Origin of the sequence: Pseudomonas moraviensis, assembly GCF_900105805.1 — a bacterium.
GTDB classification, from domain to species: Bacteria; Pseudomonadota; Gammaproteobacteria; order Pseudomonadales; family Pseudomonadaceae; genus Aquipseudomonas; species Aquipseudomonas moraviensis_A.
In genome coordinates this window covers 2453593-2475016 of record NZ_LT629788.1, presented here as the reverse complement: position 1 = coordinate 2475016, position 21424 = coordinate 2453593, and the positions used below count along the sequence as shown (strand labels likewise).

The following is a 21424-nucleotide window of genomic DNA, read 5'->3' as shown; positions in this document are numbered from 1 at the left end:
GAGCGGGGCTTGTCCCGGCTTCCCATGTCAGACAGCGCCGCGCCGATGTTTTAGTTTTTCCGGGCTGCGCGCGGTGAGCATGGACTCGCTGCTGCGTGCGCCTTTTTTCTTGTCTTTACAGCAGGTTATCCCATGCATTTCAGCGAACTGATGGCAGTTATTTCGACCCATGCGATCCGCCTTCAACAGGAAGATGAAGACCTGGTCATTCTGGGCAGTGACGACGCGCTGGATGATGCGTTGTGGGACAGCCTCGCCGCTCACAAGGCACAACTGCTGGAACTGGTCGCGCAGCACAACGGTGACTGGTTGAGTCCGGCTTATCGCATCACCCCGGACATGCTGCCGCTGGTGGCGCTCGATCAGGTCAGCCTCGACCGCATTGTCGCCGGTGTGCCGGGCGGTGCGGCGAATGTGCAGGACATCTACCCCTTGGCGCCCTTGCAAGAGGGCATGCTTTATCTGCATCTGGCGGCAGCGGCGGGCGACCCGTACGTGTCGCAGGCGCGCTTTGCCTTTGTCAATCGTGAGCGCCTGCAAGCCTTTTCCGATGCGCTGCAATGGATGATCGGCCGCCACGACATCCTGCGCACTTCGTTTGTCTGGGAGCGCCTGGACGAACCGTTGCAAGTGGTCCAGCGCAAGGCTGCGCTGCACTGCGAAGAGCTCGAATTGAACGGCAATGGCGAGGTGCTCGAGCAACTGTTGCAGCGCCACGACCCGCAGCATTTCCGTCTCGATGTGCGGCAGGCACCGCTGCTGCGCCTGGTGTTTGCCGACGATCCGGGCAATGGCCGCGTGGTTGCCTTGTTGCTGTTCCATCACCTGATCATGGATCACCTGGCGCTGGACGTGATCCGTCGCGAAGCCCAGGCGTTTCTGCTCGGGCACAGCGCGCAAGTGGCGGCGCCAGTGCCGTATCGCGATCATCTGGCGCGGGCGCGGCTGGCCGCAAATGAATCGGCCCACGAGGCATTTTTCCGCGAGATGCTCGCCGACATCGACCAGCCGACGCTGCCCTGCGGCTTGCGCGATGTGCAGGGCGACGGCCACTCGATCGAAGAAGTCTCGCTGCTGCTCGACGGCGCCCTGAGTCGCCAATTGCGCGAGCAGGCGCGGCAACTGGGGGTGAGCGTGGCCAGTGTCATGCACCTGGCCCTGGCGCGGGTTCTCGGCGAATTGTCCGGGCGCACGGCGGTGGTGTTCGGCACCGTGCTGCTCGGGCGCATGGCGGCCGGCGAGGGTGGTGAACACGCGCTGGGGATGTTCATCAACACCTTGCCACTGCGGGTCGATGTCGGCGCCGACGACGTGCGCGCCGGCGTGCTGTTGACCCATCGCCGCCTGACCGCGCTGCTCGGCCATGAGCAAGCCTCGCTGGCGCTGGCGCAACGTTGCAGTGCGGTGGCAGTGCCGACGCCGCTGTTCAGCGCGATCCTCAACTACCGTCACAGCAGCGTCGATGAAGTCGCCGAAATCATCGAGATCGCCCCGGGCGTGCAAGTGCTGGGCGCGCGCGAACGTACCAATTATCCGCTGACCGTCAACATCGATGACCTGGGCGAAGACTTGCGTATCACCGCACTCGCGGAGTCGAGTCTGGGCGCGCAACGCATCGCCGATTATCTGCAGACCACCCTGCAAGGCCTGGTCGATGCGTTGCAGACGAGCACGCCGACGCCGCTGCACAGCGTCCGGATTCTGCCGGCCGCCGAGCGCGAACGGCTCTTGCACGGCGCCCATGCAGCGCTTGCGCATTTCCCCGATACGCCATTGATTCATCAGCAGTTCGAAGCGCACGCCCAGGCCCGGCCGGATGCCACCGCGTTGCTGTTCGACGGGCAGAGCCTCAGCTACGGCGAACTCAATCACCGTGCCAACCAAGTCGCTCATCATCTGCTGGGGCTGGGAATTCGCCCGGATGATCGCGTGGCGATCTGCGTCGAGCGTGGCCCGCAAATGCTCATCGGCCTGCTCGGTGTGCTCAAGGCCGGCGCCGCGTATGTGCCGATCGACCCGGCCTATCCGCAGGAGCGAATCGCTTTCACCCTGCAGGACAGCGCCCCGGTGGCACTGCTGCTGCAAGCCGCCACCCGAGAGCGGGTCGGCGCGCTGCCAGTGCCGCTGATCGATCTCGACGATCACACTCTGCGCGGCGAATCCGAGCGCGATCCGCAGATCGCCGGGCTCACTCCGGCGAGTCTGGCCTATGTGATCTACACCTCCGGCTCCACCGGTTTGCCCAAGGGCGTCATGGTCGAGCATCGCAACGTGGCGCGGCTGTTTTGCGCCACAGCGCACTGGTTTCAGTTCAATGAGCGCGACGTCTGGGCGCTGTTCCACTCGTTCGCCTTTGATTTCTCGGTGTGGGAAATCTGGGGGGCGCTGGCCTTCGGCGGGCAACTGTTGCTGGTTCCACAAACCGTCAGTCGTGCGCCCGATGAATGCTATGCGCTGCTGTGCCGCAGCGGCGTCACCGTGCTCAATCAGACCCCTGGCGCGTTCCGCCAGTTGATCGCCGCGCAGGGCCGCAGTGGGTTGCAGCATTCGCTGCGTGAAGTGATTTTCGGCGGCGAGGCACTTGAGCCGGGACTGCTCAAACCGTGGTACGCCCGGGTCGGCAACGCCGGCACGCGGTTGGTGAACATGTACGGCATCACCGAAACCACCGTGCACGTGACCTATCGGCCGCTGCAGGCCGCCGATGCGCAATTGGTCGGTGTCAGCCCGATCGGCGGGCCGATTGCCGACCTGCAACTGTATGTGCTCGATCCTCAGGGCGAACCGGTGCCGGTCGGTGTGACCGGCGAGTTGTATGTCGGTGGCGCGGGCGTGGCGCGCGGATATCTCAACCGTCCTGAGCTGACCGCCGAGCGCTTCATTCGTGATCCGTTCAGCCGCGCCGCCGATGCGCGCCTGTACAAAACCGGGGATCTGGCGCGCTGGGCCGCCGACGGCAGTCTCGACTATCTGGGGCGCAACGATGATCAGGTGAAGATCCGCGGTTTTCGCATTGAGCTCGGCGAGATCCAGGCACGCCTGTCGGCCTGCGCCGGTGTGCGCGACGCCGTGGTCATCGCCCGCGAAGACAGCCCCGGCGACGCGCGACTGGTGGCGTACTGGACCGCTGCCGAAGGCGAAGAACCGAGCGTGGCGCAGCTGCGCGATACGCTGCTCGACTCGCTGGCGGACTACATGGTGCCCAGCGCCTTTGTGCGCCTCGACGCCTTGCCGCTGACCGCCAACGGCAAACTCGACCGCAAGGCACTGCCGGCGCCGGACAGTGATGCGTTTGCGCGACGCGGATTCGAAATGCCCCAAGGCGCGGTGGAAAGCCTGATTGCCGGTATTTGGCAAAGCCTGCTCGGCGTCGAGCAGGTGGGTCGGCATGACAACTTTTTCGAGCTCGGCGGGCATTCCCTGCTGGCGGTGAAGCTGATCGAACGCATGCGTCAACACGACTTGCACTGCGATGTGCGAGTGCTGTTCGGCCAGCCAAGCGTGGCGGCGCTGGCGGCTACCCTCGGCGCGACACAAGTGCATGCCGTACCGGCCAATCGTATCGAAGCCGGTTGCACGGCGATCACCCCGGAGCAATTGCCGTTGGCCGATCTCGATCAGGCTGGCATCGACACAGTGATCGCCAGTGTGCCCGGCGGTGTCGGCAATGTTCAGGACATCTACTCACTGGCACCGTTGCAGGCGGGCATTCTCTACCACCACCTCGCCAGCCACAGCGGCGATCCCTACGTGCTGCAGGCGCAATTTGCCTTTGCCGGCCTGGCGCAGATCAAGGACTTCGTGCGCGCCTTGAACAGCGTGATTACCCGTCATGACATTCTGCGCACCAGCGTGGTCTGGGAGGGGCTGGAGGCGCCGGTGCAAGTGGTCTGGCGCGAGGCGCCGCTGAATCTTGAGCGGGTCGATGCCGACGAGCTTGCCGGCGACGCACTGGAGCAGATGCAGGCGCGTTTCGATCCGCGTCACTATCGCCTCGATCTGACCCAGGCGCCGCTGATGCGTTTTGCCTATACCGAAGACCAGGCCAATCAGCGCTGGGTCGGCATCCTGCTGATGCATCACATCGTCCTCGACCACACCGCACTCGAAGTGCTGGTGGCGGAAATGAACGACCTGCTGCTCGGGCGCACGGATGATCTGCCGCCAGCCGTGCAATACCGCAATTACGTGGCCCAGGCCCGCGCCGGCGCCGATGACGAAGCGCACGCGGAGTTCTTTCGCGACATGCTCGGCGACATCAGCGAGCCGACACTGGCGTTCGGTGTGCAGGATGTGCTCGGCGACGGCAGCGCCATCGTTGACAGCCAATTGGCCCTCGACGTTGGCCTCGGACAACGTTTGCGCGGAGTGTCGCGGCGCCTCGGCATCAGCATCGCCAGTCTCGTGCATCAGGCCTGGGCACAGGTGCTGGCGCAGGTTTCCGGTCAGCAGGACGTGGTCTTCGGCACCGTTCTGCTGGGGCGCATGCAGGGCGGCGCTGGCGCCGATCGTGCGTTGGGCATGTTCATCAACACCTTGCCATTGCGCGTCACTGTCGGCGCCGAATCGGTGCAGGACAGCGTGCGTGTCACCCACCAACGCCTGGCGCAGTTGCTCGGCCACGAGCAGGCGTCACTGGCGTTGGCCCAGCGCTGCAGCGGTGTCGCCGCGACGTCGCCGCTGTTCAGCACGCTGCTCAATTACCGTCACAGTCAGGCGGACGCGGCTGCAGTGGAATGGGACGGCATCGACATTCTCTGCTCCCGCGAGCGCAGCAATTATCCGCTGGTGGTCAGCGTCGATGACCTCGGCGATGGTTTCCTGCTGAACGTGCAGGCGGTGCCGCAGGTGGACGGCGTGCGGGTTTGCGATTATCTGCAAACCGCACTGCACAGTCTGGTGAACGCCCTCGAATACTCGCCGACGCTGCCCGTGCAACAGTTGTCGATTGTCTCGCCGGGCGAACGCCAACAAGTGTTGTTCGGCTTCAACGACACCACGCAACCATTCCCGCCCGCGCAGACCGTGCAGCGCCTGGTCGAAGCGCAAGCGCTGGCGAATCCCGACGCCTGGGCGGCGGTGCAGGGCGAGCAGCGTCTGAGTTACGCGCAGCTGAACCAGCGCGCCAATCGTCTGGCCCAGCACCTGATCGGCCTCGGCGTGCAGCCGGACGATCGTGTCGCCGTATGCCTGCGCCGCAGCCCGCAGATGCTCGTCGCGTTGCTGGCAATTCTCAAGGCCGGCGCGGCTTACGTGCCGGTCGATCCGGCCCATCCCCGCGAGCGCATCGCCTATCTGCTGCAGGACTGCGATCCGCTGGCAGTGCTGGCCGAGGCCTCGACCCGCGACTTGCTCGGCACGGTGCCGCTGATCGATCTGGACAATAACGGCTGGGCAAATTTGTCCGACGCCAACCCGCAATTGCCGGCGCTGACCCCGGCCCATCTCGCCTATGTGATCTACACCTCCGGCTCTACCGGCCAGCCAAAAGGCGTAATGGTCGAACACCGCACCCTGGAAAACCTGGTGCACTGGCACGCCGCCGCCTTCGATCTGCATGCCGGCAGCCATACCGCCAGCGTCGCCGGGTTCGGTTTCGACGCCATGGCCTGGGAGGTCTGGCCGGCCTTGTGCGTGGGCGCGACCCTGCACTTGCCACCGGCATCGATCGGCAATGAACACCTCGATGAATTGCTCGAATGGTGGCGCGCGCAGCCATTGCAAGTGAGCTTCCTGCCGACCCCAGTGGCCGAGTACGCGTTCAGCCGCGAGTTGGGCCATCCGACCCTGCGCACGTTGTTGATCGGCGGCGACAAGCTCCGGCAGTTCCCGCGTAACCAGACCTTCGACGTGATCAACAACTACGGGCCGACCGAAGCCACGGTGGTGGCGACGTCCGGGCGCATTGAGGCGGGGCAGGCGTTGCACATCGGTCGGCCGATCGCCAATGCCAAAATCTATCTGCTCGACAGTCAGCAACAACCGGTGCCGGTGGGGGTGCAGGGCGAACTGTATGTGGGTGGCGCCGGGGTCGCTCGTGGCTACCTGAATCGCCCGGCACTGAGTGCCGACATGTTCCTCGAAGATCCGTTCAGCGATGAGCCCCATGGGCGCATGTATCGCACTGGCGATCTTGCCCGTTGGCGCGCCGACGGCACGCTCGAATATCTGGGGCGCAATGACGATCAGGTGAAACTGCGCGGCGTGCGTATCGAGCCGGGGGAAATCGAAGCTGCGCTGAGTACGCACAGCGCCGTGCAAGACGTAGTAGTGCTGGTGCGTGACGGGCGCTTGCTGGCGTGGTTCAGCGAGCGCAGCGCGGTAGACATCGCTGATCTGCGCCGCCACTTGCAGAGCCGACTGCCCGAGGCACTGATTCCCGCCGCTTATGTCCGCGTCGAGGCGATGCCGCTGACCGCCAACGGCAAGCTTGACCGCAAAGCCTTGCCGGAGCCGGATCACAGCGCCTGGCTCAGCCACGAATACGCAGCGCCGCAAGGTCCATTGGAGCAGGCGTTGGCGCAGATCTGGAGCGATCTGCTCAAAGTCGCGCAGGTCGGTCGGCATGACAATTTCTTCGAACTGGGCGGGCATTCGTTGCTCGCCGTCAGCCTGATCGAGCGCCTGCGCCAGCTCGGCCTGAGCGCCGATGTGCGGGTGCTGTTCAGCCAGCCGACCCTCGCCGCACTGGCGGCGGCGCTGGGCAGCGGTCGCGAAATCGAGGTGCCGGCCAATCGCATTACCGATGACTGCCGCCACATCACCGCGGACATGTTGAGCCTGAGCGAACTGGACCAGGCCAGTGTCGAACGCATCGTCGCCACGGTGCCGGGCGGCGCGGCCAACGTGCAGGACATTTATCCGCTGGCGCCGTTGCAAGAGGGCATTCTTTATCACCACATCAGCGCCGGCGCGGGCGATCCGTATCTGCTGCAATCGAGTCTGGCCTTTGCCGACATCGACCGCCTGTATGCCTTCGCCAAAGCCCTGCAGGGCATTATCGAGCGCCACGACATTCTGCGCACCAGCGTGGTCTGGGAGGGATTGCCGAGCCCGCAGCAAGTGGTCTGGCGACGGGCGCCGTTAGCGGTCGACGGTGTGGCGCTGGACCCGGCAGAAGGTGATGTGCTTGCCCAGTTGCAAGGGCGTTTCGCCGCCCGGCACTGGCGCCTCGACCTCGGTCAGGCGCCGCTGATGCGCCTGGTGTATGCCGATGACCCTGAGCACAAACGGGTCGTCGCCATGTTGCTGTTCCATCACATCGCCCTCGATCACACGGCGCTGGAGGTGGTGCGGCAGGAGATGCAGGCCGGCTTGCTCGGCAACAGCGAGCCACTGCCCGCAGCAGCGCCGTATCGCAATTACGTGGCGCAGGCTCGCCACGGCGTCAGCGAGCAGGAACACGAGATATTCTTCCGCGAGATGCTCGGCGACGTCGACGAGCCGACCCTGCCGTTCGGTTTGCGTGAAGTTGAAAATGACGGCAGGGACATCGAAGGGCATGTCAGCGCAATGCCGCTTGAGTTAAGCAGGCGTTTGCGGGCGCAGGCGCGCAGTTTCGGGGTCAGCGCAGCCAGTCTGTTCCACCTCGCCTGGGCGCACGTGCTGGCGGCCACCGCCGGGCAGCCCCGCGTGGTGTTCGGTAGCGTGTTGCTCGGTCGCCTGCAGGGCGGTGCGGGGGCCGATCGGGCACTGGGGATGTTCATCAATACCTTGCCGTTGCGTGTCGACGTCGATGAGGCCAGCGTCGGTGCGACACTGCGCGGCGTGCATCAGCGGCTGGCTGCGCTGCTCGGTCACGAACACGCTTCACTGGCGCTGGCCCAGCGTTGCAGTGCGGTTGCCGCACCGTTGCCGCTGTTCAGTTCGGTGCTGAATTATCGCCACAGCGCCTCGCGCCAGTCTGACGAGGAGGCGTGGCAGGGGATCGAGTTTCTTGCTCATGAGGGGCGCAGCCATTATCCACTGACGCTGAGCATCAACGATCTCGGCGAGGGCTTCGATTTGTCGGTGCTGACGCCGGCCGAGGTTGGTGCGCAACGGGTCTGCGAGCTGATGCACAGCGCGCTGGCAGTGCTGGTGGCGGCGCTGGAGCAGGATCCCGAACAGGCACTGGATCGGCTGGCGATCCTGCCGCCATCCGAGCGCGAACGAGTGCTCACACAGTTCAACGCCAGCGCTGTGGCCTTCCCGCCAGCGCAGACGGTGCACCGCCTGTTCGAGGCGCAAGTGCTGCTCAACCCGCACGCGCTGGCGCTGCACGCGGACGAACACCAGCTGACCTATGCGCAGCTCAATCAACAGGCCAACCGCCTCGCGCATTACCTGCTCGAGCTGGGCGTACGGCCCGACGCGCGGGTGGCGATTTCCACCCGGCGTGGCCCGCACATGCTGCTGGCCATGCTCGCGGTGCTCAAGGCTGGCGCGGCCTATGTGCCGATCGACCCGGCACATCCGGCCGAGCGCATTGCCTATCTGCTGGCCGACAGCGCACCGCTGGCGCTGCTGGTGTCCGGCGTGGAACCGGGCAGGGTGGCGGTGCCGGTGATCGATCTTGGCGACGAGCGTTGGCATGACCGGCCGGACCGCAATCCTGAAGTCGGCGGTTTGACGGCCGATCATCTCGCCTACGTGATCTACACCTCGGGCTCCACTGGCCAGCCAAAAGGCGTAATGGTCGAACACCGCACCCTGGAAAACCTGGTGCACTGGCACGCCGCAGCCTTCGATCTGCGCGCCGGCAGCCATACCGCCAGTGTCGCCGGATTCGGTTTCGACGCCATGGCCTGGGAGGTCTGGCCGGCCTTGTGCGTGGGCGCGACGTTGCACCTGCCGCCGGCGTCGATCGGCAATGAACACCTCGATGAGTTGCTCGAATGGTGGCGCGCGCAGCCGTTGCAGGTGAGCTTCCTGCCGACGCCAGTGGCGGAATATGCCTTCAGCCGCGAGCTGGGCCATCCGACCTTGCGCACGCTGTTGATCGGCGGCGACAAGCTCAGGCAATTCCCGCGTGACCAGAGTTTCGAAGTGATCAACAACTACGGCCCGACCGAGGCAACGGTGGTGGCGACCTCGGGGCGCATCGCGGCCGGGCAGGCGTTGCATATTGGCCGACCGATTGCAAATGCCAGGGTGTATGTCCTCGATGGCCGGCAGCAGCTGTTGCCGGTTGGGGTCAGAGGCGAGTTGTACGTCGCCGGCGCAGGCGTGGCCAGGGGGTACCTGAACCGCGATGAGTTGACCGCCGAGCGCTTCCTCGCCGACCCGTTCAGCCATGAGCCTGGGGCGCGCATGTATCGCACCGGCGACCTTGTGCGCTGGCGCACCGACGGCACGCTGGAGTATCTGGGGCGCAATGACGATCAGGTCAAACTGCGCGGCGTGCGCGTGGAACTCGGCGAAATCGAAGCGGCGCTGGCCAGTCATCCGGCGCTGCAGGACGCTGTGGCACAAGTGCGCGACGGGCAGTTGCTGGCGTGGTTCACCGCGCGTGGGCCGCTCGATCTCGAGGACCTGCGTGAGCATTTGCAATCGCGCTTGCCGCAAGCGTTGCTGCCGGCGGCCTACGTGCGCCTCGACGCCTTGCCGTTGACCGCCAACGGCAAACTCGACCGCAAGGCCTTGCCGAAACCGGAGCAAAGCGCCTGGCTCAGCCGTCAGTACCAAGCGCCGCAAGGACCGGTGGAAACCGCGCTGGCGCAGATCTGGAGCGAGGTGCTCAGGGTTGCGCAGGTTGGCCGCCACGATAACTTCTTCGAGCTCGGCGGGCACTCGTTGCTGGCGGTCAGCGTCATCGAACGCATGCGTCAGATCGACCTGACTACCGACGTGCGTGTGCTGTTCAACCAGCCGACACTGGCGGCGCTGGCGGCGGCGATCGGCAGCGGTCGCGAGATTGAGGTGCCGGCCAACGGCATCGCCGCGCACTGCACCTGCATCACGCCCGACATGCTCAGCCTGCTGCAACTGGATCAGGCCAGCATCGAGCGCATCGTCGCCACGGTGCCGGGCGGTGCGGCCAATGTGCAGGACATTTACCCGCTGGCGCCGTTGCAGGAAGGCATTCTCTACCACCACATCACCGCCGGGCAGAACGACCCGTACGTGCTGCATTCACGGTTGACGTTCGCCAGTGTCGAGCGCGTCGAGGCGTTCGCCCGTGCGTTGCGTCAGGTCATGGCGCGCCATGACATCCTGCGCACTTCGATCGTCTGGCAGGGCCTCGACGCGCCGGTGCAAGTGGTGTGGCGCGAGGCGCAATTGCCGGTGGAGGAAGTCGCGTTCGAGCAACTGTCGACGTGTTCGCTGGATCTCGGCAAGGCGCCGCTGATCCGCTTGTTGTACGCCCGCGATCCGGCCACCGGACAAGTGGCCGGCCTGCTGCTGTTCCATCACATCGCCCTCGATCACACGGCGCTGGAAGTCGTGCGCGAAGAAATGCAGATCAGCCTTGCTGGCGAACAGCGCTCGCTGCCACCGGCGGCGCCGTACCGCAACTATGTAGCGCAGGCGCGGCTGGGCATCAGTGAGGCGGAGCACGAAGGGTTCTTCCGCGACATGCTCGGCGATGTCGATGAACCGACGCTGCCGTTCGGTCTGCATGAGGTCAATGCTGCGGCGGGTACTTATGAGGAAGCGGCGCTGGCACTGCCCGATGCGCTGGCACAGCGTCTGCGCAGTCAGGCGCGACAGCTGGGCATGAGCGTCGCCAGCGTGTTTCATCTGGCCTGGGCGCAAGTGCTGGGCGCCACCTCCGCCCAGCAGCGGGTGGTGTTCGGCACCGTGCTGATGGGCCGGATGCAGGGCGGGGCGGGGGCGGATCGCGGGCTCGGCATGTTCATCAATACCTTGCCGCTGCGCGTCGATTTGGGCGCGCAGACGGTGCGCGCGGCCCTGGCGGCCACCCATGAGCAACTCACCGGCCTGTTGGCGCATGAGCATGCTTCGCTGGCGCTGGCCCAGCGTTGCAGCCGGATCGCCGCACCGGCGCCGTTGTTCAGCGCGATGCTCAACTATCGCCATGGCAGCGCGACGCCAGCGCAAGCGCACCCGGCTTGGCAAGGCATCGAGACCTTGCACAGCGAGGAACGCACCAACTATCCGCTTAGCCTCAACGTCGACGACTTTGGCACGGGTTTCAGGCTCAGCGCGATCACCTCGGCGGAGGTCGGTGCGTTGCGCATCTGCCGCTATATGGAAACAGCGTTGCAGCGCTTGGTCGATGCCCTGGAACAGACGCCGCAGCAACCGATCGAGCAGTTATCGGTGTTGCCGGATGCCGAGCGTCAGCGCTTGCTGTTCGACTTCAACGCGACGGCGGTCGATTACGACTTGCAGCAAACCCTGCACGGCCTGTTCGAAGCTCAAGTGCTGCGCACGCCGCAGGCCGTCGCCGTGCAGATGGCTGATCAACGGGTGGATTTCCAACAACTCAACGAGCGCGCCAATCGTCTGGCCCACCACCTGATCGGACTCGGGGTGCAGGCGGACTCGCGGGTGGCGATCTGCGTCGAACGCAGTGTCGCCATGGTTGTTGGCCTGTTGGCGATCCTCAAGGCTGGCGGCGCTTATGTACCGCTGGACCCGGACTACCCGGCCGAACGCATCGCCTACATGCTTGCCGACAGCGCACCGCTGGCGGTGCTGGTGCAAGGCAGCACGGCCGCGCTGGCCGGTGCACTGGCAGTGCCGGTGATCAATCTGGAGCAGGAGACCTGGCGCGATTTGCCGGCGAGCAATCCGCCGGTCAGCGGCCTGACGTCAGCGAATCTGGCCTATGTGATCTACACCTCTGGCTCGACCGGTCAACCGAAAGGCGTGGCCAACGAGCACGGCGCAGTGGTCAACCGTTTGCTGTGGATGCAGGATGCCTGCGCGCTGACGGCGGCGGACACCGTGCTGCAAAAAACGCCATTCAGTTTCGACGTATCGGTCTGGGAGTTTTTCTGGCCGCTGATGACCGGCACACGCCTGCTGCTGGCGCGTCCTGGCGGGCACAAGGAACCGGTCTACCTGAGCGAGCTGATCGAGCGCGAACAGGTCACGACTGTGCATTTTGTGCCATCGATGCTCGACATGTTCCTCGCCCACGGCCAGACCGAGCGCTGTGCCGGGTTGCGCCAGGTGATGTGCAGCGGTGAGGCGTTGCCCGGCAGTCTGGTGCGGCGTTTCAAACAGCAGTTGCCCGCCAGTCAGTTGCACAACCTGTATGGCCCGACCGAAGCGGCGGTGGACGTCACCGCGTGGAATTGCGCCGGGCCGCTGCTGGACACGCCGGACAATACGCCGATCGGCAAACCGATCGCCAATACGCGGATGTACATCCTCGACGCGCAGCAACAACCGGTGCCGCAAGGCGTTGTCGGCGAGCTGTATATCGGTGGCGTGCAGGTGGCGCGCGGCTATCTGAACCGCGCCGAGCTCAGCGCCGAACGCTTCCTGCGCGACCCGTTCAGCGCCCAGGCGCAAGCGCGTATGTACCGCACCGGCGATATCGCTCGCTATCGTGCCGACGGCAATATCGAATACCTCGGGCGCAATGACGATCAGGTGAAGATTCGCGGCCTGCGCATCGAACTGGGTGAAATCCAGGCCTGCCTGAGCCGGATCGACGGCGTCCAGGAGGCGGCGGTAGTGGCCCGCGAAGACGTGCCGGGGGACAAACGCCTGGTGGCGTACTACACCGGCTCGCGGCTGGACATCGACATCCTGCGTGCGACGTTACTGCACGGTTTGCCGGACTATATGGTCCCGGCGACTTTCGTTCATCTCGATCGGTTGCCGCTCAGCCCCAACGGCAAACTCGATCGCAAGGCGTTGCCCGCACCGAATCAGGATGCGCTGATCAGCCGGCCGTATGAGGCGCCGGTCGGCGAGGTGGAAATCACCCTGGCGCGGCTGTGGTGCGAGTTGCTCAATGTCGAACGGGTAGGGCGGCATGACCACTTTTTCGAGCTGGGCGGGCATTCGTTGCTGGCGGTGAGTCTGGTTGGCCGGTTGCAACAGGAAGGCATGGAGGCTGACGTGCGGGCGTTGTTCGAACAACCGACGCTGGCCGGTTACGCAGCAATCACGGAAAGAATGGAGATCGTCCTGTGAACCTCAATCCCTTGTTGGCGACACTCAAAGCCCGCGACATCCAGTTGACGGTCACGGACGACCAGTTGCGCGTCAATGGCAACAAGCAGGCGCTGGGCGATCCGGCATTGCTGGCTTCGTTGCGCGAACACAAGGCGGCGCTGATCGAGCTGATCAAGGCCGGCGAATATTCAGCGGCCAGGGTCGGCCAGGTCGAGGTGCCGGCCAATGGTATTGCGGCCGGCTGCACCCACATCACCCCGGCAATGCTGACCCTCGCGCAACTGAGCCAGGAGAGCCTCGATCAGCTTCTCCAAGGCATTCCCGGCGGCGCTGCCAACGTGCAGGACATCTATCCGCTGACGCCGTTGCAGGAAGGCATTCTCTATCACCACGTCAGCGCGCAACACGGCGACCCCTACGTCATGCAGGCGCATTTCGCGTTCAGCGGAGCGCAGCGTTTGCAGGCATTCGTCGATGCCTTGCAGACGGTCATCGACCGCCACGACATCCTGCGCACCGCAGTGTTCTGGGAAGGTCTCGATACGCCGTTGCAAGTGGTCATGCGTGAGGCGCGCCTGCCGCTGGAAGAAGTGCGGCTGGAGGCCGATGGCGGCGATGCGTTGGCACAATTGCACGCCCGTTTCGACGCCCGCGAGTTTCGCCTCGACGTCACCCGCGCGCCGCTGTTGCGGCTGGCGCATGCCTGGGATGAACGCGAGCAACGCATCGTCGCCATGCTGCTGTTTCATCACATGGCGATGGACCACTCGGCACTGGCGGTGGTCAGCGAGGAACTGCAGGCTTGCCTGAGCGGGCACGCCGCGCGGTTGGGCGCGCCGGTGCCGTTTCGCAATTACGTGGCGCAGGCGCGTCTGGGCATCAGCGAGGCGCAACACGAAGCGTTTTTCCGCGACATGCTGGCTGACATCGACCAGCCGACGCTGCCCTACGGCTTGCAGAGTGTGCACGGCGACGGCAGTGACATCGTCGAATTCAGTCAGGCGCTCGAGCCGCCACTGGAGCGTCGCTTGCGCGCGCAGGCACGCCGCCAGGGCGTCAGCGTCGCCAGCCTGTTCCACCTAGGTTGGGGCCAGGTGCTGAGCGCCCTCACCGGGCAAGCGAGCGTGGTGTTCGGCACGGTGCTGATGGGGCGCATGCACAACGCAGAAGGCACCGAACGAGCGCTGGGCATCTTCATCAACACCTTGCCGCTGCGGGTCGACATCACGGCGCTGGCGGTCAGTGAGGCGATCAAGGCTACCCACGCGCGGCTGACCACGCTGATGCGTCACGAACATGCGCCGCTGGCATTGGCGCAGCGTTGCAGTGGCGTGGTCGCGTCGTCGCCGTTGTTCAGCACGCTGCTCAACTATCGGCACAGCGCTTCCAGCGCCAATGCCAGCGCCGAAGCACTTGCCGCGTGGGAAGGCATCAGCGTGCTGCGTTCGGAAGAACGCACCAATTATCCGCTGACCCTGAGCATCGATGACTTCGGCGACCGCTTCAGCCTGACCTTGCTGGCCACTCGCGCCGTTGAGGGGGAACGTCTCTGCGCCTATCTGCTGCACGCGGTGGAACAAGTGCTGTCGGCGCTGGAACACGCGCCGGAGACGCCGCTGAATCGGTTGTCGGTACTGCCCGCCGCCGAACGCGAGCAACTGTTGCACGGGTTCAATGCCAGTCAGGTCGATTACCCGGCGGCGCTGCCGATCCAGCAGCGTTTCGAAGCGCAAGTGCTGGCGCGGCCGGATGCGCTGGCGGCGGTGCATCTGGGCGAGTCGCTGACGTTTGCCGAGTTGAACCACCGGGCCAATGCGCTGGCGCACCAGTTGATCGACTTGGGCGTGCAGCCTGATGACCGCGTTGCCATCGTCGCGCGCCGCGGGCTGCACGCGCTGGTGGGTTTGCTGGCGATCCTCAAGGCCGGCGCCGGTTATGTGCCGGTCGATCCGGCGCACCCGGCCGAACGCCTGCTGCATCTGCTGCGCGACAGTGCCCCGGTCGCGGTGTTGACCAGCGCCGATCTGCGCGACCGCTTGCCGCTGCTGGCGGTGCCGGTGCTCAATCTCGACCCGCGTACCTGGCCGCTGGGCATCACCCGCAACCCGCAGCTGCCGAATCTGCAGGCCAGCTATCTGGCCTACGTGATCTACACCTCCGGCTCGACCGGTTTGCCCAAGGGCGTGATGGTTGAACACCACACCCTGTCCAACCTCGTCGATTGGCACTGTGCGGCCTTTGACCTGTGTGCCGGCCGCCACACTTCGAGCCTTGCCGGATTCGGTTTCGATGCCATGGCCTGGGAGGTCTGGCCGGCGCTGTGCGCGGGGGCGACCTTGCACATTGCGCCGGCCCATGACGGCAGCGAAGACATCGACGCCTTGCTCGACTGGTGGCGCGCGCAGCCGCTGGACGTGAGTTTCCTGCCCACGCCGGTGGCCGAATACGCCTTCAGCCAACACCTGGAACACCCGACCTTGCGCACGCTGCTGATCGGCGGCGACCGCTTGCGCCAGTTCTCGCGCAACCAGCGTTTCGACGTGATCAACAATTACGGCCCGACCGAGACCACGGTGGTCGCCACTTCCGGGCGCATCGACAGCGCTGATGCGTTGCACATCGGCAAACCGGTGAGCAATGCCACGGTGTATCTGCTCGACGAGCAACAGCGCCCGGTGCCGATCGGCGCGGTCGGCGAGTTGTATATCGGCGGCAGCGGCGTCGCCCGGGGTTATCTGAACCAGCCGCAGCTGACCGCCGAACGCTTTCTGCGCGATCCATTCAGCAGTGCGCCGCAGGCACGCATGTACCGCTCCGGCGACCTTGCGCGCTGGCGCTGCGACGGCACCCTGGAGTACCTCGGGCGCAACGACGATCAGGTGAAAATTCGCGGCGTGCGCATCGAACCGGGAGAGATCGAAAACCGCCTCAATCAGCTGCCCGGTATTCAGCAAGCGGTGGTCGTGGCCCGTGAGGATCAGCCGGGGCAGCCGCGGCTGGTGGCGTATTTCACCGAGCAGGCTCAGGTGCAGGCGCTGGCCGTGGCTGAACTGCGCGCGCTGCTGCTCAGCCAACTGCCGGAATACATGGTGCCGTCCGCCCTGGTCAAACTCGACGAACTGCCGCTGACCGCCAACGGCAAACTCGACCGCAGGGCCCTGCCGAAACCCGAACGCTCGGCGCTGTTCGCCCGCGAATACGCCGCGCCCCAGGGCGAAGTGGAGACCGCACTGGCGGACATCTGGGCCGAGGTGTTGCAGGTCGAGCGGGTAGGGCGCGAGGACCATTTCTTCGAACTGGGCGGGCATTCGCTGCTGGCCATGCGCATGGTCGCGCAGGTCAGGCAGCGACTGGGCGTCGAGCTGGTGCTCAGCGACCTGTTTGCCAACGCCGAGCTGGCGGCGGTGGCGCAGGTGTTGACCGAGGCCGGGCGCTGCACGCAACCGCCGATCCTGCCGGTACCACGTGAAACGGCGCTGCCGCTGTCGTTTTCGCAGCAGCGCTTCTGGTTTCTGACGCAGATGGAGGGCGCCAACACCGCCTACAACATCCCGATCGCCCTGCGCTTGCGCGGTGCCCTCGACGCCGCTGCCCTGCAACGCGCGCTGGCGCGTATCGTCGCGCGCCACGAGACATTGCGCAGCCGTTTCGCTCCGCTGGATGGCGACGCTCAGGTGCTGATCGCGCCGGTCGACAGCGGCCTGCTGTTGCGCGTCGAGGATCTGCGCCAGCACTCGCAGGCGGACGAGGCGTTGCAGGCGCTGATTCAGGGCGAAGCCTCGGGGCCGTTCGATCTGCTTGATGACCCGCTGATACGCGGGCGTCTGGTGCGTCTGGCCGATGATCATCACGTGCTGCTGCTGACCTTGCACCACATCATTTCCGACGGTTGGTCGATGGGTGTGCTGACCCGTGAACTGATGGCGTTGTATCAGGCGTTCAGTCAGGGCGAAGACGATACGTTGCCGGCGCTGACCCTGCAATACAGTGACTACGCGGTGTGGCAGCGGCGCTGGTTGAGCGGCGAGGTATTGCAGCGTCAGAGCGAATACTGGCAACGCACCCTGCGCGAGGTGCCGGCCTTGCTCACCCTGCCCACCGATCGGCCGCGACCGGCGCAGCAGGACTACGCCGGCAGCAGCATTGACCTGCAACTGGATGAGCGTTTGAGCGCCGGGCTCAAGGCCTTGAGCCAGCGCCACGGCGTGACGTTGTACATGACCCTGCTCAGCGCCTGGGCAGTATTGCTCGGGCGTCTGGCCGGGCAGACCGATGTGGTCGTCGGCTCGCCGGTGGCCAACCGCAATCGGGTCGAAGTCGAGGGCATGATCGGCCTGTTCGTCAACACCCTGGCGCTGCGCATCGACACCTCCGGCGAGTTGACCGGCGCAGCGCTGCTGGCGCGGGTCAAGGCGCTGACGTTGCAAGCCCAGGCGCATCAGGATCTGCCGTTCGAACAAGTGGTGGAAATCACCCGGCCGGTGCGAAGTCTGGCGCACAGTCCGTTGTTCCAGACCATGTTCAACTGGCGCAACAGCGACGGCCCGGCGCTGGCCCTGGGCGATCTGACCCTGGAAGCGGTGGCCGAGCCGAGTCACTTTGCCAAGTTCGACCTGACCTTGACCCTCGGCGACACGCCCGAGGGCATTGGCGGCTGGCTGGAATACGCCACGGCGCTGTTCGATGAAACCACGGTGCAGCGTTTCGTCGGTTACCTGCGGCAATTGCTGCAGGCCATGGTTGCCAACGATCAGGCGCTGCTCGACGAGGTGCCGCTGGTGCAGGACGAAGAACGCCAGCGCTTGCTGGTGGACTTCAATGACACCGAGCGCGAGTACCCGCAGAACGACACGGTGCAGCGTTTGTTCGAAGCGCTGGCCTTGCAACAACCCGACGCTGTCGCCGCGCTGCATGGCGAGCAAACCCTGAGCTATGCCGAGTTGAACCGCAGGGCCAATCGGCTGGCGCATCATTTGCTCGGCGAGGGCGTGAAACCCGGCGATGCGGTGGCGATCCTGTTGCCGCGCTCGCTGGATCTGCTGATCGCGCAACTGGCGATCGGCAAGTGCGCGGCAGCGTGGGTGCCGCTGGATATTCATGCACCGAGCGAGCGTCTGGCGTTCATGGTCGAGGATTGCCAGGCGGCCGCGCTGCTGAGCCACAGCACAACCACGCTGACGTTTGCCGCACGGCGCATCGATCTCGATCGGCTGGCGCTCGGCGCTCAGCCCAGCCACAACCCGGATCTGCCGCAGTCGGCAGAGTCGCTGGCGTACATCATGTACACCTCCGGCTCCACCGGCATGCCCAAAGGCGTGATGGTCCCGCACCGGGCGATCACGCGGCTGGTGATCAACAACGGCTACGCCGATTTCAATCGGCAGGACTGCGTGGCATTCGCCTCCAACCCGGCATTCGACGCGAGCACCATGGACGTCTGGGGCGCACTGCTCAACGGCGCGCGGGTGGCGATCATCGAGCATGCCACCTTGCTCGATCCGCAGGCGTTCGGCGCCGAACTCAAGCGCAGCGGCGCGAGCATCCTGTTCGTCACCACCGCGCTGTTCAACCAGTATGTGCAGCTGATTCCCGACGCCCTCAAGAGTTTGCGCATTCTGCTCTGCGGCGGCGAGCGCGGCGATCCGGCGGCGTTTCGCAAGTTGCGCGCCGAGGCGCCGCAGCTGCGTCTGGTGCATTGCTACGGGCCAACGGAAACCACCACTTACGCCACCACGTTTGCCGTGCAGAGCGTCGCCGAGGATGCCGACAGCGTGTCGATCGGCGGGCCGATTTCCAACACTCAGGTGTATGTGCTTGATGGCTGTCAGCAACCGGTACCGTTCGGCGTTACCGGTGAGTTGTACATCGGCGGGCAGGGCGTTGCCCTGGGTTACCTCAATCGTCCCGAGCTGACGGCGGAGAGATTCCTCCACGACCCGTTCAGCCGCCGGCCCGAAGCGATGATGTACCGCACCGGTGATCTGGTGCGCTGGCTCGCGCCGGGGCAACTTGAGTGCATCGGTCGCAATGACGATCAGGTGAAGATTCGCGGTTTCCGCATCGAGCTGGGCGAGATCGAAAACCGCCTGCTCAGTTGCCCCGGCGTTAAAGAGGCGGTGGTACTGGCGCGGCGAGACGGCACGCGAACACGCTTGGTCGCCTATTACAGCGCCGCCGATGCCGAGCTGCAAAGCGCCACGCTGCGCGCGTTGTTGCAGGCCCGGCTGCCGGAATACATGGTGCCGTCGGCGTGGGTGCGACTGGCGACGTTGCCGCTGAACAACAACGGCAAAATTGATCGCAAGGCCCTGCCGGCACCGACGCAAGAGGCAATGCTCAACCGCGTGTACGAGGCGCCGGGCAATGCCGTGGAAAGCCGTCTCGCCGAGTTGTGGCGCGAGGTTCTCCAGGTAGAACGGGTGGGTCGCCACGACAACTTCTTCGAACTGGGCGGGCATTCGCTGCTGGCAGTGAGGCTGGTCAACGAGATGCAGCAGGCCGGTCTGCCGATGACCCTGGCCGAGCTGTTCCAGCACCCGAGCATCGAGGCGGCGGCTGCGCTGCTCGCTGAACGTGACGGCGTCATCGAGGAGGAATTGGGGCTGATCGTGGTACGCGCTGGCGATCACGGCACGCCGTTGTTTCTGGTGCATGAATTCAGCGGTCGCGATGTGTATTTCCCGGCGCTGGGACGGCACATCGATGGGAGTTTTCCGATTTACGGTTTGCCCGGCATCGAGTTCGGCCAGACGCAACTGCGCACCCTCGAATGCCTGGCCACACGCATGGTCGGGATCATTCGTCGCAGACAGCCCCACGGGCCTTATCGATTGGCAGGCTGGTCGTTTGGCGGGGTGCTGGCTTATGAAGTCGCCCAGCAATTGCTGGGGCTGGACGAAAGGGTCGAGTTCATCGGCCTGATCGACAGCTATGTGCCGCGCCTGGCCGATCCGCACAAGGCTCGCTGGAACGATGCCCACGTGCACAAGCGCCAATTGCTTCTGCATTGCACCGCGCACTGGCTTGGCCTTGGCGACGATGGCCAGCGCGGGTTGACGGCGCTGACAGCGTTGCAAGCCGAACTGGAAAGCCTGACCTTCGCCGAACTGCTCGAGCGCTGCCAACAGCAGCAATTGCTCCATCCCGAGTTGTCGGTTGCCTCGGCAGCGGATGCCTGGCATTACCTTGATCGCGAAGTGGCGCACGGACATGCGCTGGCGCATTACCGCATCAGTCCGCTGCCGGTGCCGCTGCATGTGTTCCGCGCGCAGCAACGTTCGGCGGCAATGGCGCCGCTCAGCCCGACCCTCGGCTGGGCCGAAGATCTGCCAGATGCCGAGTTGCACTGCATCGATGTGCCCGGCGATCACCAGAGCATGATGAAAGCGCCGCATATTCAAGCGCTGGGTCAGGCCATCGGTCAGGCACTGGAGGCGGCCCAGGCGCCGGCATTGCCGGTCTATCAACCGTTGGTGACCATCCAGACTGGCGACAGTGCCCGGGCGCCGATCTTCTGCGTGCCGGGTGCCGGCGACAGTGTCACCGGTTTCATTCATCTGAGCGAAGCCCTCGGTTCCGAATGGCCGATCCATGGTCTGCAACCGCGCGGGCTGGACGGCGGCGCGGTGCCGCACAGTCAGGTCGAGGTGGCGGCGCGGTTTTACCTGCGCGCTATTGAGCGACTCTATCCGCACGGGCCGTTGCACTTGATCGGGCATTCCTTCGGCGGCTGGGTGGCGCATGCCATGGCCGCGCAATTGCAGGCCGAGGGGCGCGAAGTGGCGTCATTGACGCTGATCGACAGCGAATCCCCCGGCGGCAACGGGGTGATCGGCAAACCCTACACCGCGACCGCTGCATTGCAGCGGCTGATCGAGGCGTTGCAACTGTCGTCAGGCACCTCCCTGGACATCGATGCCGAGGTTTTCTCCGAGGCCGATGACTCCACGCAATTGCGTTTGTTGCACGAAGGCATGGTGCGTGCGGGGGTGCTGTCGGCGCGGACAACGCCGCAGTCCTTGCTTGGCTCGACGCGCACCTTCGCCAGCGCCCTGCGCACGGTTTATCAACCGCGTCAGCGTTACAGCGGCCCGGTGCGCCTGGCGCTGGTTGACGATCCGACACTGGATGCGGCGGGCAATCAGCGCGAGCAGGCGGCGATGATCGAAGGCTGGCGTCGCGAGGTGACGGATCTGACGGTGTGGTACGGCCCGGGCAACCATTTCACGTTGCTCAAGGCACCCAACGTATTGAATTTCGCCGCGTGGTGGCACGAGGGTCTGAAACGGCCGGCCAAGGCAATGCTCTCCTGATTGATGTGGACGTCTTGCAGCCCGGTCGCTGG

Annotated in this window: 2 protein-coding genes; both read left to right on the top strand. The window is 65.2% G+C overall.

The features are described from left to right. Nucleotides 1-132: 132 nt before the first annotated feature. The gene (locus BLU71_RS11060; protein WP_083353083.1) at nucleotides 133-13098 is read left to right on the top strand and encodes a non-ribosomal peptide synthetase; all 12966 of its coding nucleotides are present in this window, start codon (nucleotides 133-135) and stop codon (nucleotides 13096-13098) included. After that, a complete protein-coding gene (locus BLU71_RS11055) occupies nucleotides 13095-21392 on the top strand; it encodes a non-ribosomal peptide synthetase (RefSeq protein WP_083353082.1) in 8298 nt (2765 codons plus the stop codon). Before BLU71_RS11060 ends, BLU71_RS11055 begins: the two co-directional genes overlap by 4 nt. The last annotated feature ends 32 nt before the right edge of the window (nucleotides 21393-21424 follow it).

Coding starts and splice junctions, on each gene's coding strand:
- BLU71_RS11060 (WP_083353083.1), top strand. CDS start 133: ATGCATTTCAGCGAACTGATGGCAGTTATTTCGACCCATGCGATCCGC.